Below are 17,675 nucleotides of genomic sequence, written 5' to 3' on the forward strand. Positions count from 1 at the left end.
ACACCGAAACAAGCGCCATGTCCACACAAACCAATTTATTTGACGATGCCCAGCCTGAGCCGATCGAGCCGGATGAACCGGTATTCGACGGCGAAGCGCTGACCCTGTCCACCTTTGCCGAGCGCGCCTATCTCGATTACGCCATCTCCGTCGTCAAGGGCCGCGCCCTGCCCGACGTATGCGACGGCCAGAAGCCCGTGCAGCGCCGCATCCTGTATGCGATGAATGAGCTGGGCTTGAATTCCACGGCGAAGCCGCGCAAATCGGCGGCCGTGGTCGGCGACGTACTGGGCAAATTGCATCCGCACGGCGACCAGTCCGTGTATGACGCGTTGGTCCGCATGGCGCAGGATTTCTCGCTGCGCTACCCGCTGATCGATGGCCAGGGCAACTTCGGCTCGCGCGATGGCGACGGCGCGGCGGCCATGCGTTACACGGAAGCGCGCCTGACGCCGATCGCCAAGCTGCTGATGGATGAAATCGGCATGGGCACGGTCGATTTCCAGCCCAACTACGACGGCTCGACGGAAGAGCCGAAGCTGCTGCCGGCGCGCCTGCCGATGGTACTGCTGAACGGCGCCTCCGGCATCGCCGTGGGCCTGGCGACGGAAATCCCGTCGCACAACCTGGCTGAAGTGGCCAAGGCAGCGGTGGCCATGATCCGCGATCCGAAGATGACGCACGCCGAACTGATGGCCATCATTCCCGGCCCGGACTTCCCCGGCGGCGGCCAGATCATCACGCCGCCATCGCAAATTCAGGACATGTACGCGAGCGGCCGCGGCAGCATGAAAGTGCGCGCGCGCTGGAAGATCGAAGAACTGGCGCGCGGCCAGTGGCAAGCCGTCGTGACGGAACTGCCGCCGGGTACCTCGTCGCAAAAGGTGCTGGAAGAAATCGAGGAACTGACGAATCCAAAGATCAAGCTGGGCAAGAAGGCACTGTCGCCGGACCAGGTGGCCCTGAAGGCGCTGATCCTCAATTCGCTCGACACCATTCGCGACGAATCGGGCCGCGCTGCGCCCGTGCGCCTCGTTTTCGAACCGAAGTCGAAGAACCAGGACCAGACGGAATTCATGCTGATGCTGCTGGCGCACACCTCGCTGGAATCGTCGACGTCGATCAATCTGGTGATGATCGGCGGCGACGGCCGCCCGCGCCAGAAAGGGCTGGGCGACATCCTGCGCGAGTGGATCGATTTCCGCTTCGAGACCGTCACGCGCCGCACCGGCTACAAACTGGGCAAGGTCAAGGACCGCATCCATATCCTGGAAGGACGCGAGGCGATCCTGCTCAATATCGACAAGGTGATCCAGATCATCCGCAATTCGGATGAACCGAAGGCGGCCCTGATCGAGGCGTTCAAGCTGTCCGAACGCCAGGCCGACGATATCCTGGAAATCCGCTTGCGCCAGCTGGCGCGCCTGGAAACGATCAAGATCCAGCAGGAACTGGCCGAGCTGCGCAAGGAAGAAAAGTCGCTGCAAGACCTGCTCGACAACCCGGGTTCGATGAAGCGCGCCATCATCCGCGAAATCGAAGCGGATGCCAAGCAGTTTGGCGATGCGCGCCGGACCCTGATCGAGGAAGCGCAAAAAGCCGTGGCGGAACAAAAAGTGGTCGATGAACCGGTCACCGTCATCATCTCGGAGAAAGGCTGGGTGCGCGCGCGCACCGGCATCGGCCACGATGCGGCGCAGTTCACGTTCAAGGCGGGCGACTCCCTGCATGGCGCCTTCGAGTGCCGCACGGTCGACACCCTGCTGGGCTTTGGCAACAACGGCAAGATCTACTCGGTGCCCGTCTCGGCGCTGCCCAACGCGCGCGGCGACGGCGTGCCAATCACGACCTTGTGCGACCTGAGCGGCGGTACGCCGGGCAACGCCGTGCGCATCCTGCACTACTTCGCGGGCAATGGCGCCACCAATTTGCTGCTGGCGTCGAGCGCCGGCTACGGTTTCATTGCCAAGGCGGGCGACATGACGAGCCGCTTGAAAGGCGGCAAGGCCTTCATCACCCTGGACGATGGCGACGTGCCTTTGGCGCCGAAAGTCATCCCCGAGGCGGCCAGCGCCCTGGCCTGTTTGACGGAAGGCGCTCGCCTGCTGGTGTTCGGCCTCGATGAAATGAAAACACTGTCCAAGGGCGGCACCGGCGTCAAGCTGATCGACCTCGATGCCAAAGACAAGCTGCTGGCCGTGCAGCCGATCACCCAGCGCGGCCTGGTGGTCTCGGGCATCGGCCGCGCGTCGAAACCGCAGGATGCGTCGCTCGGTGCCACGGCCCTGGCCGAGCACTTCGGCAAGCGCGCCAAGAAGGGCAAGGCGCTGGCGGCCAAGCTGAAACCGGTGTCCATGGTAGCCATCGGCTAAGCGCCATCGATTCCTACGAAAAGACAGGTTCGCCTGTCTTTTTTTTCGCCCATCGCATCTGGCAGCAGAGAAAACAATTTTACAAATACGTCCCCCGTTCCCGTTACTCCTGCAGGCATGCCACCGGCATGCCGCCCACGAACAGGAGAGCAAGGATGACACACAACGTTTCAGGCAGGCGGCCATGCAGCGCCTGACGCCCGCGGAACGGCTGGTAGCGGCCATGGCGGCCGAAGGCTTGCCGTACAAAAGCATCGCCAGGGAACTGGGCAAGTCGCCGGCCACCGTGCGCAACCAGTTGCATGCAATTTACCAGAAACTGGGCGTGGGCAACCGCACGGCGCTCGCGCACAAGCTGCGCGGCCAGCCTTAATGCCGCGCCAGGCGCAGCACGTCGGGTGTCGCTTCGACGATGTCGATCACGTCCTGTGCCCCGCTGGCATCACTGAGCGCATAGCGGCCCATGCCCAGGGGCACCAGCAGGGAGACAAAACCGGCGCGGGGACGATCGTCGGGACCGGGTGCCATCGACGTCAATGTCACCTCCCCTTGCGCCATGGCGCCGGCGGGTGCGCCGAATTCGAGCACCTTGCGGCCCTTGCGGCTGGGAGGAAAGGCGAAGGTGGCCGTGGGCCGGTACACCTCGATACCGTCTGCATCCTCCTCGAAGGAATGCGTCCAGCTACCGCTGGGCAAAGCCATCGTCATGCCGTGCATGCCGCCTCCCGTTTAATATATTGACGTCAGAAACACGATACCACGCCGCCCAGGCTTTCATAGCCGCTCACGGACGGTGACCAGGCCGTGCCGTTCCACGCCTTGTGGAACAGAGCCCCATTCGTACCCGTGACAAACACGTCGAGGCGGTTCGGCGCCCATGTTGTGGCGCGCGGACGCGAGGTGCAGATGCCGCCCAGGTTTTCAAACCCCGTCACTGATGGCGACCAGGCCGATCCATTCCACGCCTTGTGGTACAGGGCGCTGTCCGTGCCGATGACGAACAGGTCGAGCCGGTTGGCCGCCCACGACACGGCTTCCACCTCGCCCACGCAAATGCCGCCCAGGCGCTCGAAGCCATCGTTGGAAGGGCCCCATTTCGCGCCATCCCACCATTTATGATACAGCGCGCCATCGGTGCCCGTCACAAAAACGTCGAGGCGGTTCGGTCCCCACGCCACCGCCTTCGGCGACGAGGTGCAGATGCCGCCCAGGCGCTCGTAGCCCGTCAGCGACGGTCCCCAGGCCGTGCCGTTCCACCACTTGTGATACAGGGCCCGGTCCGTGCCGATGACGAAGACATCGAGGCGGTTCGGTCCCCACGCCACAGCTTCCGGCTGGCCCAGGCAGATGCCGCCCATGGATTCGTACCCCGTCAGCGACGGCCCCCAGGCGGCCCCGTTCCACCACTTATGGTACAGGGCCCGGTCCGTGCCGACGACAAACACGTCAAGGCGGTTCGGGCCCCAGGCCACGGCGCGCGGGTCGCCCACGCACAAGCCGCCCATCGCTTCATAGCCCGTCAGGGACGGACCCCACGCCGTGCCGTTCCACCATTTGTGGAACAAGCCGCTGTCGGTGCCAGTGACGAACACGTCAAGCCGGTTCGGCCCCCACGACACCACCTGCGGCGCACTGGTGCAAATGCCGCCCTGCCCCTCGTAACCGGTGACGGACGGCGCCCAGGCCGTGCCGTTCCAGGCCTTGTGGTACAACGCGCGGTCCGTGCCCAGCACGAAGACGTCGAGGCGGTTCGCGCCCCAGGCCACGACAGGGGAAGAGCTCTGGCGCGGCGTGGCGCCCGTGCCGCCCGTCCCCGTGCCGATGCTGGCGCGCGGACCATCGAGACAGGCCTGCATGCGCGCCACCTGGCCCGCCGTGAACATGAACATGGCGGGGTCGTCCACATAATCCATGTAGTTCATGAACATGTCGCCATTCGGCCCGTTACTGCAAGAAATGTGGGGGAACGAGGGCTGGCCCGTATTCGGCCCGCCCTGATTCGGCGTGTCGGCCACGTTGTCCGTGCCCGAGCAGCCGGTGCCGTCATCGCCCCAGATATGGTTCAGATTCAGCCAGTGGCCGATTTCGTGCGTGGCCGTGCGCCCCAGGTGAAACGGCGGCGCCGCCGTACCCGTCGTGCCGAAGGCCGATTGCAGGATCACCACGCCGTCGGTGGCGGCCGGGCCGCCGGGAAACTGCGCGTAGCCGAGCAAGCCGCCGCCGAGCTGGCACACCCAGATATTCAGGTAGCTGTCGGCAGGCCAGGCATCCATGCCACCCGTCGCCTGCGACTTGACGGCATCGTCGGCGCCAAATGAGGCCACCGTCGTCTGGCGCCGCTCGATGCCACTGGTGGCCGCGCCATGCGGATCGATCGTGGCCAGCGCGAACTCCACGCGCGCATCGGCCGTCAGCGGCAGGAACGGCGCCGGCGTGCTGTTCACGTCGGGATTGACGCGGCGGAAGTCACGGTTGAGCACATCGATCTGGCTGGCGATCTGCGCATCCGAAATATTCTGCGCGGCCGTATTCCACACCACGTGCACGACCACCGGTATCTGCGTCACGCCGGAACGTCCGGCGCTGCTGCCGGCCCCCTCGTACATGCCAGCCTGGTTTTCAATATCGGCGCGGATGTTCGCATAGGACGGATCTTCCGTCAGCAGGCGACGATGCACATCCATCGTGGCGCAGGTGCGCACCTGCGGCGTACCGCCGCCCTGGCCGCCGCCGTCGCCGCCCATGCCGCCTGCACCGCCCCCGCCATCGCCATCGCGGTCGCCCCCCATGCCGCCGCCATCGCCCACGTGCATGCAACTGGCGCCCGCCATGCCTTGCGATGCCTGCTGCATGGCGCCGCCCGGCATGTCGCCGGCATGCACTGCGGCCGCGCCCTGGGTGAGCGACGCCTGATCCGCGTACGACATGCCCAGGCGCGGCCCCGGCATGGCGCTGGCGCCGGCCGCATCAGTGCCGGCATGCACGTCGCCCTCGACCGGCATGGATTGCATGGACTGCATGGCCGGCGCGCCTTCAGCCGAACCGGTGGCCGGTGATTTTTTCGTTTTAGCGGTGCTCATGATGTCTCCTTCGTCTGTTTGCCAATTCACTATGGCACGGCGAAAAGAACAGCATTTGTGCCAGATCAAGACTGGCAAGCGGTGCCCAAAAAAAGTGGCAGACAAAAAAAAAGACAGCCGAAGCTGTCTTTGGGATTTGCAGGCCGTGGCCCGCAAACGGGGAATTACTTGGCGGCGGCGGCCTTGACTTCAGCGTCGGCCTTGGCCTTGGCTTCTTCCGTCTTGGTGGCGGCGAGGGCTTTGTCGGCGTTCGCTTCCACTTTTTCCTTGGCGACCTTGGCGTTCGCTTTCACGGCAGCCTTGGTGGCTTTCGCATCGGCCTTGGCATCGGTTTTGTCTGCCTTGGCTTCCGCTTTCAGCTTGTCTTCCGCATCGGCGTGGACGACCTTGTCATGGGCCTTGGCCTTGGTTTTGTTCGCCTTGTGCTGGGCGTCGGCTTTCTTTTCGTCAGCCTTCATTTCGGCCTTGGCGACATTGGCGTCAGCCTTGGCATCGACCTTGGCTTCCGAAGCGGCAGCCTTGTTGACGTCTTTTTGCGCGGAGGCCTGGGCTTTCACGACAGCTTCCGTGGCCGGTGCCGTTTGAGCGAAGGCGGCGGTAGCAAACAGGGTGGCGATCAGGGCGGCGAGTAATTTGTTCATGATGAGACCTTTCAATATGGTTTAATTTTATTCTTACTAAAGGCGGGCAAAATGTTCAAAATTTGCCAGGCATCGCGCTGTTTCTTGATGTAGCGCAATGGCATGACTTCATAGTAAAGATAACTGGCAAACCACACAGTGCGTTAGCGCACTCAACGAGAAATATGTGTAAATCGGCAAATTTCCCATCGAGCGCGGCCGGACGCGTCAGATCCTCATGCGCCCACGGCCAGGGCCGCGTGGCGCGCCGCCACCCACTCTTCATTGGCCGGCTCCACGCCCACCACGATGCGGCTGGCGTCGGTGGAGATACGGCTGGCGTTGCGCGCATTGGCGTCGGCATCGAGTACGGGGCCGATAAAACCGAGCTCGGAGCAGATGCGCTGGCGCAGTTCGGCGCTGTGCTCGCCGATACCGGCCGTAAACACCAGCATGTCCAGTCCGCCCAGCACGGCCGTCAGGGCGCCGATCTCGCGCACGATGCGGCGGATATATAAGGCCAGCGCGGCGCGGATGCGTTCGCCCGTGGCATCCTGCCGCTCCTGCTGCGCCAGCAGCACGGGCGGGTCGGCCGACACGCCCGACACGCCCAGCAAGCCCGACTCGTGGTACAGCACATGCGCCACTTTTTCCAGCGACAGCTTTTCGATTTCCATCAGGTAGATGACGGCGCCCGGATCGAGCGAACCGCAGCGCGTGCCCATCATCAGGCCGTCGAGCGCGGAAAAGCCCATGGTGGTGGCCACGCTGTGCAAATTGTCCATGGCGCACAGGCTGGCGCCGCTGCCCAGGTGGGCGACGATGACCTTGCCGCGCGCGACGGCGCCAAAACGCCGCTCCAGCACCAGCGACTGGTACTCATACGACAGGCCGTGGAAACCATAGCGGCGCAAGCCCCGCTCCCACGCATCGTAAGGCAGGGCCAGCATCTGCTCGACCTGCGGCACCGTGTGGTGGAAGGCCGTGTCGAAGCAGGCCACCTGGGCGATGTCGGGGCGCGATTCAAGCAGCACCTCGATCGCCTCGAGCGCGAACGGCTGGTGCAGCGGCGCCAGCGGCACATAGCTTTTCAGGTCCGCCAGCACCGTGAAATCGATGCGCACGGGAGCGAAATACTTGCTGCCGCCATGCACCACGCGGTGCGCCACGGCGCGCAGCGCACGCCCATCCAGCTGCGCCACCACTTGCGCGCGGATGTATTCGAGGGCCGCGTGATGCGGCTGCTCCGGGTCCAGCTGCAAGGCGACTGCCGGCAGGCCGCCGGCGCGGTACGTGGTGTTTTCGCGGCCGATGCCCTCGACCTTGCCGCTCCATTGCGCCTGCTGCGGCAGCACGCCGCCCGCCTGCTCGAACAGGGCGAACTTGATGCTCGACGAGCCGCAATTGAGCACCAGGATCAGGGTGCCATCCGTATGTTGGACTGCTGCGTTCATGGCGGCGTGCTCCGGTAATGGTTGGCCAGCATCACGGCGATGGCGCACGAGGCGATGCGGCTGGCGCGCGAATCAGCGCGGCTGGTGAGGATGACGGGAATTTTCGCGCCCAGCACGATGCCGGCGCTGTCCGCGTCGCCCATGTATTCGAGCTGCTTGGCCAGCATGTTGCCGCTTTCCAGGTCGGGCACCAGCAAAATATCGGCGCGGCCCGCCACTTCCGAGACGATGCCCTTGACGGTGGCGGCGGCGATCGACACGGCGTTGTCGAAGGCCAGCGGGCCGTCGAGGATCGCCCCCGTGATCTGGCCACGGTCAGCCATCTTGCACAGGGCGGCCGCGTCCAAAGTCGCCGGCATGTCCGCGTTCACCGTTTCCACGGCGGCCAGGATGGCCACGCGCGGGCAGGCCACGCCGATCACGTGCGCCAGGTCGATGGCGTTGCGCACGATGTCGGCCTTCATGGCCAGGTTGGGCGCGATATTGATGGCCGCGTCCGTGATGATGAAGGGGCGCGGATAGGCGGGCGTCTGCATCAGGAAGCAGTGGCTGATGCGGCGCTTGGTGCGCAGTCCCGCGCTGGCCGACAGCACGGCCGACATCAGTTCATCCGTGTGCAGGCTGCCCTTCATCAGCGCCTCCACTTCGCCCTTGCCCGCCAGTTCGGCGCCGCGCGCGGCGGCCGCATGGCTATGCTCGACGTCCTCGATGGCGATGCCGGCCAGGCTCAGGCCCGCTTCGGCCGCCACCGCTTCCAGGCGCGCGCGCGGCGCCACCAGCACGGGCGTGATCAGGCCGGCCGCATGCGCGTCCAGCGCGCCCGACAGGCTCAATTCATCGCAGGGGTGGATCACGGCGACCCGGATCGGCCCCAGCGTGCGTGCGTGCTCCAGCAGGCGCCGCGTGCCGTCGCCGTTATGCAGGCGTACCTCGGGCAGGGTGGCGCGCTGGCGTTCGATCTGCTCGGCGGGCGCGATCACCTGGGCTTCGCCGTCGAGCACCACGGCGCCATGCTGGTTGACGCAGCGGCACGCCAGGGTCACGTGGCGGCTGCGCGGCTCGAGGGCCGTGACGGTGACGCTGATGGCCAGCGTATCGCCCACGCGCACGGGTTGCAAAAAGCGCAGGGTCTGGCCCGTGTAGACTGTGCCGGCGCCGGGCAGGCGCGTACCCAGCACGGCGGAAATGAGGGCCGCGCCCCACATGCCGTGGGCGATCACGCCCTGGTAGCGGCTGGCGGCGGCAAATTCGGCATCGAGGTGCTGCGGGTTGTCATCGCCCGACATCACCGCGAACAGGGCGATATCGTCCATGCTCAGGGTGCGCGTGATGCTGGCGCTGTCGCCGATGGCGATCTGGTCGAAGGTGCGGTTACGTACGATATTCAGATCATCGTCTTGGGTAGTAGTCATCGTGGTCTTCTAGGCAGGGGTAATGTGTTTGGCCGGTTTGGCTTTGGATCCGGCATGGGAGGCGCGCGCGTCCGGCGGCAGCGCCTTCGCCTGCGCCTTGACCGCGCGGTCGAAGACGTCCAGCATCTGCTGCAGGCTCGCTTCCTCGTCCGGCGTCGGCGCTTCCGGCACTTGCAGCACTTGCTGCAGCCACTCGGCCAGCGCGCCGATGTCGTCCGGATCGGCGCGCGACAGCAAGGCCGGCAAGGCGGCGATGGCGGTATCGAAATCATGCAGCATCAGGCGCGCCTGCTGGCGCACGATGCCGCGGAATTCCTCCATGCTGACCTCCTGCCGGTATTGCGGCTTGATCAATTTGAGGGCCAGGTTGACCCTGCGCTCATCGGCGATCATGCGGAAGCGGTAGATGTAGAACAGCGCGCGCACGGCCGCTTCCACCAGGCCGCCCCGCTGCATGTCCTCGTCCATCTTGCGCGTTTCGCAGCGCACGTATTCGCAATGCTCGGGCGAGATGCCGGGATGGGGGCGCGGCGGCGTAGCGTCGCCGATGGCCTGTCCCGTCAGCGCCTGCACCAGGGGCGAGCCGTACACCAGGTCGAAGGTGGTTTCCTGCAGCATGTCGCGCCAGTCGCGCCAGCCGTTCAAGCCGGCCGTGATGGCGCCGGAGACGGCTTCCTGCATGGCCAGCAGCGGGTTGTCGGGCGATACCGGCTGGCGGTGCGCGCGCACCTTTTCCGCCTCCTTGGCGACCAGCCTGGCCAGCGGATTATGATCCGTCCAGCGCTCGTACGACACGCGCAGCGGATGCGCAAGCTGCAGGAAGCGCGCCGACTGCGGCGTGACCATGGCGCGCACCCACGGCTGCGCAAACGTGCGGTACAAGGCCAGGTTGACCTCGGATACGCGCGCGGCGGCGGCGAACTTGCGGTCGTTTTCCACACTAGGCTGCACGATGGCGCGCACGTCCTCGATGCCGCGGTGCTCGACCTGCAGCACATAATCTCCGCTGGCCAGGTCGGCATTCGGCGTGTCGGGCGTCTTGTCGACAATCCGCGCTTCATAGATGCCGGCCGGCAGCAGGTTGATCAGGTCGATATTGCTGGCGAATTTCTGGTGTTCCTTGTGCCCCACCTTGGCCGAGACGAAGATGCCCAGGTGGCCGATGCTGTCGTGCACGGCATACACGATGGTCTGGTCGTGCATCAGCACGTCGTTGTCGTCGCGGTACAGGTCCGTGATCCAGCCCAGGGCCTGTGGCGGCGGCGTGATGTTGTCACCATTCGAGCAAAACACGACGATGGGCGAACGGATATTGCGCAAGTCCAGCCGCACGCCGTCGGAAGTGATCAATTCCGCCGTGGCCAGACGGTTGCCGATGAACAGATTGTCGACGATGTACTGCATCTCGACGTCGTTCAGGAACACATGGCCGCCCCAGTATTTTTCAAATTCCAGGTAACGCGGCGCTTCCGTATCGATGTTCGCGTACAGGTTGTACTGCTTGCTCCACAGGGTGTTGGCCGGGTTCAGTTTTTCGAAATTCTGCACCAGGCTGGCGCCGTCGAAGCGGCCGTTGCCCAGGTCGCCCGCCAGCGCCGTGGCCCAGCTACCGCCCATCAGGCCGCCCGCGTAGCGCATCGGATTGCGGCCATGCCAGCCGGCCCAGTAGGACACGGGCGCGCCGGCCACAATGATGGGGCCGAACAATTCCGGGCGCATGGCCGCCGTCATGAGGATTTGCCAGCCCGCCTGGCAATTGCCGATAACGACGGGCTTGCCCTCGCTGTGCGGATGCAGGGCGATGACTTTTTCCAGGAAGGCCGCCTCCGCATGCATCACGTCTTCCACCGTCTGTCCCGGCACGGGATCGGGCAGGAAACCGATGAAGTAGCACGGGTGGCCGGCGCGCAGGGCCACGCCGATCTCGCTTTCCGCCTTGAAGCCGCCGATGCCGGGACCGTGGCCGGCGCGCGGATCGACGACAACAAAAGGGCGCTTCGATGGATCAGGCTCGGGCGCATCGGGCGTCAGGATGCGCGCCAGGCCGTAGTTGACGGGGCGCGCCAGCTCCAGGCCCGACATCACCAGTTCGGCGGGGAAGTCCAGCACGTTCGGCACTTCCTCGGCCAGGTGTTCCTGGTACTGGTTGCCGCGCCGGCGCATCACGTCCGCGTACAGCACAATGCGCTGCCAGGAGTCGCGCGCATAGTCGCCCAGCATACCCAGGGACGGCAAGCCGCCGGTGGAGAAAAATGGTGCAGCTTCGATCTTCATGGCTATCCTTTTCATGCAAAAAACGCCGGACCATTCCGGCGCGGGGCTACGCCATCTGGCTGATGGTCTTGCGAAAGCGCGCCAGCGCGAAGGTAAACAGGGCCGTACCGATGGCCAGCAGGGCCAGGAACGGCTTCCACACCACGTCGATGCCGGCGCCGCGGTACAGGATCGCCTGGCTCAATTCGACGAAATGCGTGGTCGGTGCGATCAGCATGATGTTCTGCACCAGTTCGGGCATGCTTTCGCGCGGCGTGCTGCCGCCCGAGAGCATCTGCAGCGGCAGCAGCACGAGGATCAGCAGCATGCCGAACTGCGGCATGCTGCGCGCCACGGTGGCGAGGAAAATCCCCATCGAGGTGGTGGCAAACAGGTGCAGCGCCGCGCCGCACAGGAACAGCGCGATCGAGCCTTCGATCGGCACGTGCAGCATGCCGCGTACCACCAGGTTCAGCGACAGGGCGGCGGCCAGCAGCACCACCAGGCCCATCGACCAGACCTTGCCCAGCATGATCTCGGCCGGCGTCACGGGCATCACCAGCAAGTGCTCGATGGTGCCATGTTCGCGTTCGCGGATCAGGGCCGCCCCCGTGAGGATAATCGACAGCATCGTCACCTGGTTGATCAGCTCCATCAGCGAGCCAAACCACGCCTGGCTCAGCGAGGGATTGAAGCGCGCGCGCATCACCAGATCCACGGGCGAGACGGTCGCGCCCCGATAGCGTTTGGCGAATTCGGCTATTTCACCGGCGACGATCTGCTGGATGTAGCCGCTGCCGCTGAAGGCCTGGCTCATGCGCGTGGCGTCGACGTTCAGCTGCAATTCCGCCTGGCGCCCGCCCAGCACGTCGGCCTGCAGCTTGGGCGGGATCGTCAGCACGAAGGTGTACCGGCCCGCATCGAGGCCCGCATCGACCTGGCTCTGGTTGATCATGGCCGGCGGCGTGAATTGCGGCGGGAAGAAGGCCGAGGCGATGCGCCCGGACAGGGGCGAGCCATCCTCGTCGACGATGGCGATCGAGGCCATGTGCAAGGTTTCCGGCTTGGCCGTGGCGGCCACGTAGATGGCCAGGGTGAAGGTGTAGAGGATCAGGATCAGCATCATCGGATCGCGGATCAGGCTCCAGATTTCCTTCACGCCCAGGCGGTAGATGTTTTCAAGGTGGCGCATATCAGCTCTCCTGTTTCTTCAGCAGCGCCACCGTCACGCCGAGGATCACGGGAATGGCGACGATCAGGGGCCAGAACGAGGCGTGCAGGTCGCCAAAGCCCAGCGCCTTGTTGAATACGCCGCGGCTGATATTGAGCATGTGCGTGGCCGGGTACATCAGGCCGATGGCCTTGCCCACGCCTTCCATCGACGAGACGGGATTGAGCAGGCCGGAAAACTGGATGGCCGGGATCATGGTGCCGATCATGGTCACGAACAGGGCCGCGATCTGGCTGCGCGTAAACGTCGAGGCGAACAGGCCGATGCCGGTGGCGCAAATATTGAAGATAAAGGTGGCGCCGATCAGGGTCGGCAAGCTGCCCTTGATCGGCACGCCGAAGGCGGTGACCGCCAGCAGCGCCATGAGGACGAAGTTGAACATGGCCAGCACGACGTACGGCACCTGCTTGCCGAGCAAGAATTCCAGGCGCGTGACGGGCGTCACGTACAGGTTGATGATGGAGCCGAGTTCCTTTTCGCGCACCACGGACAGCGCCGCCAGCATGGCCGGCAGCATCAGCAGCAGCAGGGGAATCACGGCCGGCACCATAGCGGGCAGGCTTTTCACGTCCGGGTTGTAGCGGTAGCGCGTCTGGATGGCGACGGGATTGCTCATCGTGATGCCGTAGCGGTGCAAGGCCTGGTCGGCCAGCCACAGCTGATGCATGCCCTGCACGTAGCCCTGCACGGTTTCGGCGCGCATCGGCATGGCGCCGTCGATCCACGCGCCCACCTGCGCCGGCGCGCCGCGCTGCACGTCGCGCGCGAAGCCGGGCGGAATCTCGATGGCCAGCGACAGTTCGCCGCTGCGCATGCGCTTGTCGATATCGGCATAGTCGCGCAACGGCGGGCGCTCGACGAAGTAGCGCGAACCGGCCAGGTTGTTCGTGTAATTCTGGCTCAAGGTAGTCTGGTCGTGGTCGAGCACCGCGTAACTCAAGTCCTCGACGTCCAGGCTGATGCCGAAGCCGATGACGAACAGCAGCAGTACGGAGCCGCCCAGCGCCAGGGTCAGGCGCACGGGGTCGCGCCGCAATTCCAGCGTTTCGCGCCACATGTAGCTGAGCATGCGGCCCAGGCTGAAGCGGCTGCGCTGCTGCTTCTGCTGTGGCGCCGGTGCAGCTTCCTGCTGCGCGGGCGCCGCCGTTTCCTCCACTGTCGCCGCGGCCGTGCCGCCGCCCGCCTCTTCCAGGTAGGCGATGAAAGCCGCTTCCAGCGACGGCGCGCCCTTCTTGCGTACCAGTTCGGCCGGCGCATCGCTGACCAGCACTTTACCCGCGTGCATCAGCGAGATGCGGTCGCAGCGCTCGGCCTCGTTCATGAAGTGGGTGGAGATAAAGATGGTGACGCGGTCGCGCCGCGCCAGCTCGATCATCAGGCGCCAGAAATTGTCGCGCGCGATGGGGTCGACGCCGGAGGTCGGCTCGTCGAGGATCAGCATTTCCGGCTTGTGCACCATGGCCACGGCCAGCGACAATCGCTGGCGTATGCCCAGCGGCAAGCTGTCGGGCAAGTCGTCCATTACGGCGCGCAGGTCGAAGCGCTGCGCCATTTCGTCGATCCTGGCCGGAATCTCGCCCTCCGGCACGTGGAACAGGCGCGCGTGCAGCACCAGGTTCTGGCGCACCGTCAGTTCACTGTACAGAGAGAATGCCTGCGACATGTAGCCGACCCTGCGGCGCGTATCGATGTCGTTGGAATCGACTTCCTTGCCGAACAGCCAGGCCTTGCCTTCCGTGGCCGGCAGCAGACCCGTGAGCATCTTCATGGTGGTCGACTTGCCGCAGCCGTTCGAGCCGAGAAAGCCGAAGATCTCGCCGCGGCCGATGCGGAAATTCACATGGTCGACGGCGGTAAAATCGCCGAAGCGCATGGTCAGGTCTTTGGCCTCGATGGCGACGTCCTGCGCGCTGGCAGGGTCCAGCGGCGTGATCACGACGGGCTGGTGGCCGGCGCGCTTGGCTTCGGGCAGCAGCTTGATGAAGGCCGCTTCCAGGTTGTCGCTTTGCGTGCGCGCCAGCAGTTCGGCCGGCGTGCCCGTATCGAGCACCTTGCCGTCATCCATGGCCACTAACCAGTCGAAGCGCTGCGCCTCGTCCATGTAGGCGGTGGCCACCATCACGCTCATTTGCGGGCGCTGCACGCGGATGCCGGCGATCAGGTCCCAGAACTGGGCGCGTGCCAGCGGATCGACGCCGGTGGTCGGTTCATCGAGAATGAGCAGGTCGGGATCGTGGATCAGGGCACAGCACAGGCCCAGCTTCTGCTTCATGCCGCCCGACAGCTTGCCCGCCGGCCGCGCCAGGAACGGCTGCAAGCCCGTGCTGCGGGTCAGCTGGTCGATGCGGCGGCGGCGCTCGGCCGCGTCATGGCCGAACAGGCGTGCGAAAAACTGCAGGTTTTCCTCGACCGACAGGGTCGGATACAGATTCTTGCCCAGGCCTTGCGGCATGTAGGCGATGCGCGGGCAGACGTCGTCGCGGTGACGCGCATCGCGCATGTCGCCGCCCAGCGCCATCACGCTGCCCTGCTGCACGGCGCGTGCGCCGGCCACCAGCGACAGCAAGCTCGATTTGCCCACGCCATCGGGGCCGATCAGCCCCACCATGCGGCCGGCCGGCACGTCAAGGTCGACGCCGTCGAGCGCCACCGTCTTGCCGTAATGCTGGCTGACGCCCTTGATGCTGACGACAAAGGAAGTCACGTCCATGCTCACTGCGGAACCTTCGCCGTCAGTTCAGCGGGCCATGGCTGCTTCGCGTCGAGGCGCACCCAGGCCACGCCCGGCAAACCCACTTTGACCAGCGCCAGGTGCTTTTGCAGCAGCTCGCGGCTGATCTGCGCCTTCACGCGGAACATCAGCTTCTGGCGCTCGCTGGCCGTTTCCACCGTCTTCGGCGTGAACTGCGCGCTGGCGGCGACAAACGAAATCGTCGCCGGAATCACGTAATTGGGCGCCGCGTCGAGGATGATGCGCACTTCGCCGCCCATCGCTACCTTGCCGGCCGCCGTCTCGGGCAGGAAGAAGGTCATATAGACGTCCGACAGGTCGACCAGGTTGAGCACCTTGCCGCCGCCGGCCAGCACTTCGCCCTGCTGCGCCACCAGGTATTGCACGCGGCCGTCGCGCGGCGCCGCCAGCTGGCCATCGGCCAGGTCGGCGTCGATGCGCGCGGTGGTCGCTTCGGCGGCCGTCACGGCCGAACGCGAACCGACCACTTGCGCCTTGGCCGCGTCGATGGCCGCCTGCGCCGCAGTCACCTGCGCCTTGGCCGCATTCAGGGCGGCGGCCACGCTGCGCACGCGGGCGCGGTCGTCGTCGAGTTCCTGCACCGAGGAAGCCCCCTCTTTCGACAAGGTTTCGGAGCGGGCCAGGCGGCGGCGGGCCGCATCGAGTTCGCTTTCGCGCTGCGCCACCAGGGCCAGTGCGGCCGCCTTGTCGCTCTCGCGCACGGCCACCTGCGCCTGCGCACCGACCACCGCGTCGGACGCCTGCTGCTGGCGCGCACGCGCCTCGTCGCGCTGCGCCGTCAGCGAGTCCACCTGCATGGTGGCCAGCGGCTGCCCTGCCTTGACGAAGTCGCCCTCGCGCACGAGGATCTCCTTGACCCGGCCGGCCAGCTTGGTGGCGACGTCGACTTCCGTCGCCTCAATGCGGCCATTGCCGCTGACAAAACCTTCGCCAGGGCCCGTGGGGCGCATTTTTTGCCAGGCCGCATAGCCCAGCACGAGAACGGCCACGACGAGTGCCGCGGGGATGAGTTTTTTCTGCAGTTGTGGGGTCATGGTATCGGGGCGATCAAATTAGTGGGTGGAAGCGGCGGCAGAGGCGGCGGGCGCGCCGCCGCCCAGGGCCGCATACAGGCTGACCTGGCTCGCGAGCAGCGCGCGGCGCGTCTGCACCAGCTGCTGCTCGACCGTCAGCAGGTCGCGCTGCGCATCGAGCACTTCCAGGTAGGGCGCGGCGCCATTGTCATAGCGCAGCTTGGCCAGGCGCGCGCGTTCGCTCTGCGCGGCCAAGGTGGTCTTGCCGATATCGACCTGCAGCGCCAGCCAGCGCCGGTTCGACAACGCGTCGGCCACTTCGCGGAAGGCGCCCTGCACGCTCTTTTCATAATTGACCACGGCCACGTCGCGGCGCACCTCGGCCAGATCCATATTGGCGCGGATGCGGCCCGCGTCAAAGATCGGCAGCACCAGGCGCGGCGCGAAATTCCAGGCGCCGCTGCCCGAATCGAACAGGCCGCTCAATTCCGCGCTGGCCGTGCCATAGCCGGCCGTCAGCGAAATGGTGGGGAAGAAGGCGGCGCGCGCGGCGCCGATATTCGCCTGCGCGGCGCGCAGCTGGTGCTCGGCCGCCATCAGGTCGGGACGCTGCGTAAGTAAAGCCGAGGGCAGGCCCGCATGCAGCGGCTGCAGCACGCTGGCATCGTCGAAGCGGCGTACCTCGCCAGCCACCGGCGTCAGGTCGACGGGGCCGCCCACCAGCTGGGCCAGCGCGTGCGCCTGCACGGCGCGCGCCTGCTCCAGCTGGGCCGACAGCGACAGGGCCTGGCTGAGCAAGGTTTCCACCTGCGTCAGGTCCAGCTTGGAAATCGCCCCCACCTCGAAGCGGCGCGTGAAGATGCGCAGCGATTCGGCGCGGCTGTCGACCGTGGCGCGCGCCAGTTCCACGCGTTCGTCGAGTTCGCGCAAGCCCAGGTAGCCATTCGCCACCTGCGCCACCAGGGCCACGCCGACGGCGCGGCGCGCTGCGTCGCTGGCCAGCAGGGTTTGCAGCGCGCTGTCCTTCAGGCTGCGCACCCTGCCCCAGAAATCGAGCTCCCAGGCGCTCACGTTCAAGCCCGCCTGGTACTGCGCGCTCGTCATGGGGTGGCCCGTCACGCTCAGGTCGCCGGGCACGCGCGCGCGGCTGCCGGAGGCGCCCAGCGCGATGGTGGGGAACTGCTCCGCGCGCTGGATGCCATACGCGGCGCGCGCCTCTTCCACGCGCAGGGCGGCGATGCGGATATCGCGGTTGCTGGCCAGCGCCTGCGCAATGAGCGCCTGCAGGCGCGGGTCGGCAAAGTAGGCTTGCCAGGCGACGTCGGGCGCCTGCGCGCCGGCCGGATCGGCTTCCGGATACTGCGCCGCCACGGGCAACGGCGGCGGCGCGTACGGCGGCGCCAGCGAGGCGCAGCCGGCCAGGGCCAGCGCGGTGGCCAGCGCGGCCATCCTGGCGCGGTTGGGCAAAACAGAAACAGCCATGATCAT

At 66.0% G+C, this 17,675-nt stretch carries 12 protein-coding genes; 2 read left to right on the top strand and 10 right to left on the bottom strand.

Annotated elements, in window-relative coordinates; all coding sequences use genetic code 11:
* Positions 1-17: 17 nt before the first annotated feature.
* On the top strand, positions 18-2,372 hold the full coding sequence (gene parC, locus IGS61_RS07015) for a DNA topoisomerase IV subunit A (protein ID WP_230538932.1): 2,355 nt from the start codon (positions 18-20) through the stop codon (positions 2,370-2,372).
* A gap of 184 nt (positions 2,373-2,556) precedes the next feature.
* A complete protein-coding gene (locus IGS61_RS07020; protein WP_035822224.1) occupies positions 2,557-2,745 on the top strand; it encodes a helix-turn-helix domain-containing protein in 189 nt (62 codons plus the stop codon).
* Here the strand turns inward: IGS61_RS07020 and IGS61_RS07025 are convergent.
* The 10 genes from IGS61_RS07025 to IGS61_RS07070 form a co-directional block, all read right to left on the bottom strand.
* Complete coding sequence (locus IGS61_RS07025; RefSeq protein ID WP_230538933.1) at positions 2,742-3,089, bottom strand: hypothetical protein; 348 nt, start codon at positions 3,087-3,089, stop codon at positions 2,742-2,744. The two genes, IGS61_RS07020 and IGS61_RS07025, sit on opposite strands and share 4 nt — an antisense overlap.
* Positions 3,090-3,115: 26 nt before the next feature.
* Positions 3,116-5,452, bottom strand: coding sequence for a M43 family zinc metalloprotease (locus IGS61_RS07030; protein WP_230538934.1), 2,337 nt, complete (start codon positions 5,450-5,452; stop codon positions 3,116-3,118).
* Positions 5,453-5,616: 164 nt separating this feature from the next.
* Positions 5,617-6,093, bottom strand: a complete 477-nt coding sequence (locus tag IGS61_RS07035; protein ID WP_230538935.1) for a hypothetical protein — start codon at positions 6,091-6,093, stop codon at positions 5,617-5,619.
* 215 nt (positions 6,094-6,308) lie between these two features.
* Positions 6,309-7,526, bottom strand: coding sequence for an acetate/propionate family kinase (locus tag IGS61_RS07040; RefSeq protein WP_230538936.1), 1,218 nt, complete (start codon positions 7,524-7,526; stop codon positions 6,309-6,311).
* Positions 7,523-8,938 carry a bifunctional enoyl-CoA hydratase/phosphate acetyltransferase gene (locus tag IGS61_RS07045; protein WP_230538937.1) on the bottom strand — a complete coding sequence of 472 codons (1,416 nt, stop codon included), beginning with the start codon at positions 8,936-8,938 and terminating at the stop codon, positions 7,523-7,525. The genes IGS61_RS07040 and IGS61_RS07045 overlap by 4 nt, the downstream gene beginning before the upstream one ends.
* A gap of 9 nt (positions 8,939-8,947) precedes the next feature.
* A complete protein-coding gene (locus tag IGS61_RS07050) occupies positions 8,948-11,158 on the bottom strand; it encodes a DUF3141 domain-containing protein (protein WP_230539260.1) in 2,211 nt (736 codons plus the stop codon).
* A gap of 100 nt (positions 11,159-11,258) precedes the next feature.
* Positions 11,259-12,383 (bottom strand): ABC transporter permease, encoded by a 1,125-nt coding sequence (locus IGS61_RS07055; RefSeq protein ID WP_230538938.1) that lies wholly within the window; start codon positions 12,381-12,383, stop codon positions 11,259-11,261.
* Position 12,384: 1 nt separating this feature from the next.
* Positions 12,385-15,132, bottom strand: a complete 2,748-nt coding sequence (rbbA, locus tag IGS61_RS07060; RefSeq protein ID WP_230538939.1) for a ribosome-associated ATPase/putative transporter RbbA — start codon at positions 15,130-15,132, stop codon at positions 12,385-12,387.
* A 2-nt stretch (positions 15,133-15,134) separates the two neighbouring features.
* Positions 15,135-16,208: an HlyD family secretion protein gene (locus tag IGS61_RS07065; RefSeq protein WP_230538940.1), complete on the bottom strand. Its 1,074-nt coding sequence runs from the start codon at positions 16,206-16,208 to the stop codon at positions 15,135-15,137.
* An 18-nt stretch (positions 16,209-16,226) separates the two neighbouring features.
* Positions 16,227-17,675 carry an efflux transporter outer membrane subunit gene (locus IGS61_RS07070; RefSeq protein ID WP_230538941.1) on the bottom strand — a complete coding sequence of 483 codons (1,449 nt, stop codon included), beginning with the start codon at positions 17,673-17,675 and terminating at the stop codon, positions 16,227-16,229.

The organism is Janthinobacterium sp. FW305-129 (genome assembly GCF_020858115.1).
GTDB lineage: Bacteria > Pseudomonadota > Gammaproteobacteria > Burkholderiales > Burkholderiaceae_D > Janthinobacterium.

Excerpts from the sequence above, each read along its gene's own strand:
- parC (WP_230538932.1), top strand. The coding sequence starts at position 18 with ATGTCCACACAAACCAATTTATTTGACGATGCCCAGCCTGAGCCGATC.
- IGS61_RS07020 (WP_035822224.1), top strand. The coding sequence starts at position 2,557 with ATGCAGCGCCTGACGCCCGCGGAACGGCTGGTAGCGGCCATGGCGGCC.
- IGS61_RS07025 (WP_230538933.1), bottom strand. The coding sequence starts at position 3,089 with ATGCACGGCATGACGATGGCTTTGCCCAGCGGTAGCTGGACGCATTCC.
- IGS61_RS07030 (WP_230538934.1), bottom strand. The coding sequence starts at position 5,452 with ATGAGCACCGCTAAAACGAAAAAATCACCGGCCACCGGTTCGGCTGAA.
- IGS61_RS07035 (WP_230538935.1), bottom strand. The coding sequence starts at position 6,093 with ATGAACAAATTACTCGCCGCCCTGATCGCCACCCTGTTTGCTACCGCC.
- IGS61_RS07040 (WP_230538936.1), bottom strand. The coding sequence starts at position 7,526 with ATGAACGCAGCAGTCCAACATACGGATGGCACCCTGATCCTGGTGCTC.
- IGS61_RS07045 (WP_230538937.1), bottom strand. The coding sequence starts at position 8,938 with ATGACTACTACCCAAGACGATGATCTGAATATCGTACGTAACCGCACC.
- IGS61_RS07050 (WP_230539260.1), bottom strand. The coding sequence starts at position 11,158 with ATGCTGGGCGACTATGCGCGCGACTCCTGGCAGCGCATTGTGCTGTAC.
- IGS61_RS07055 (WP_230538938.1), bottom strand. The coding sequence starts at position 12,383 with ATGCGCCACCTTGAAAACATCTACCGCCTGGGCGTGAAGGAAATCTGG.
- rbbA (WP_230538939.1), bottom strand. The coding sequence starts at position 15,132 with ATGGACGTGACTTCCTTTGTCGTCAGCATCAAGGGCGTCAGCCAGCAT.
- IGS61_RS07065 (WP_230538940.1), bottom strand. The coding sequence starts at position 16,208 with ATGACCCCACAACTGCAGAAAAAACTCATCCCCGCGGCACTCGTCGTG.
- IGS61_RS07070 (WP_230538941.1), bottom strand. The coding sequence starts at position 17,675 with ATGATCATGGCTGTTTCTGTTTTGCCCAACCGCGCCAGGATGGCCGCG.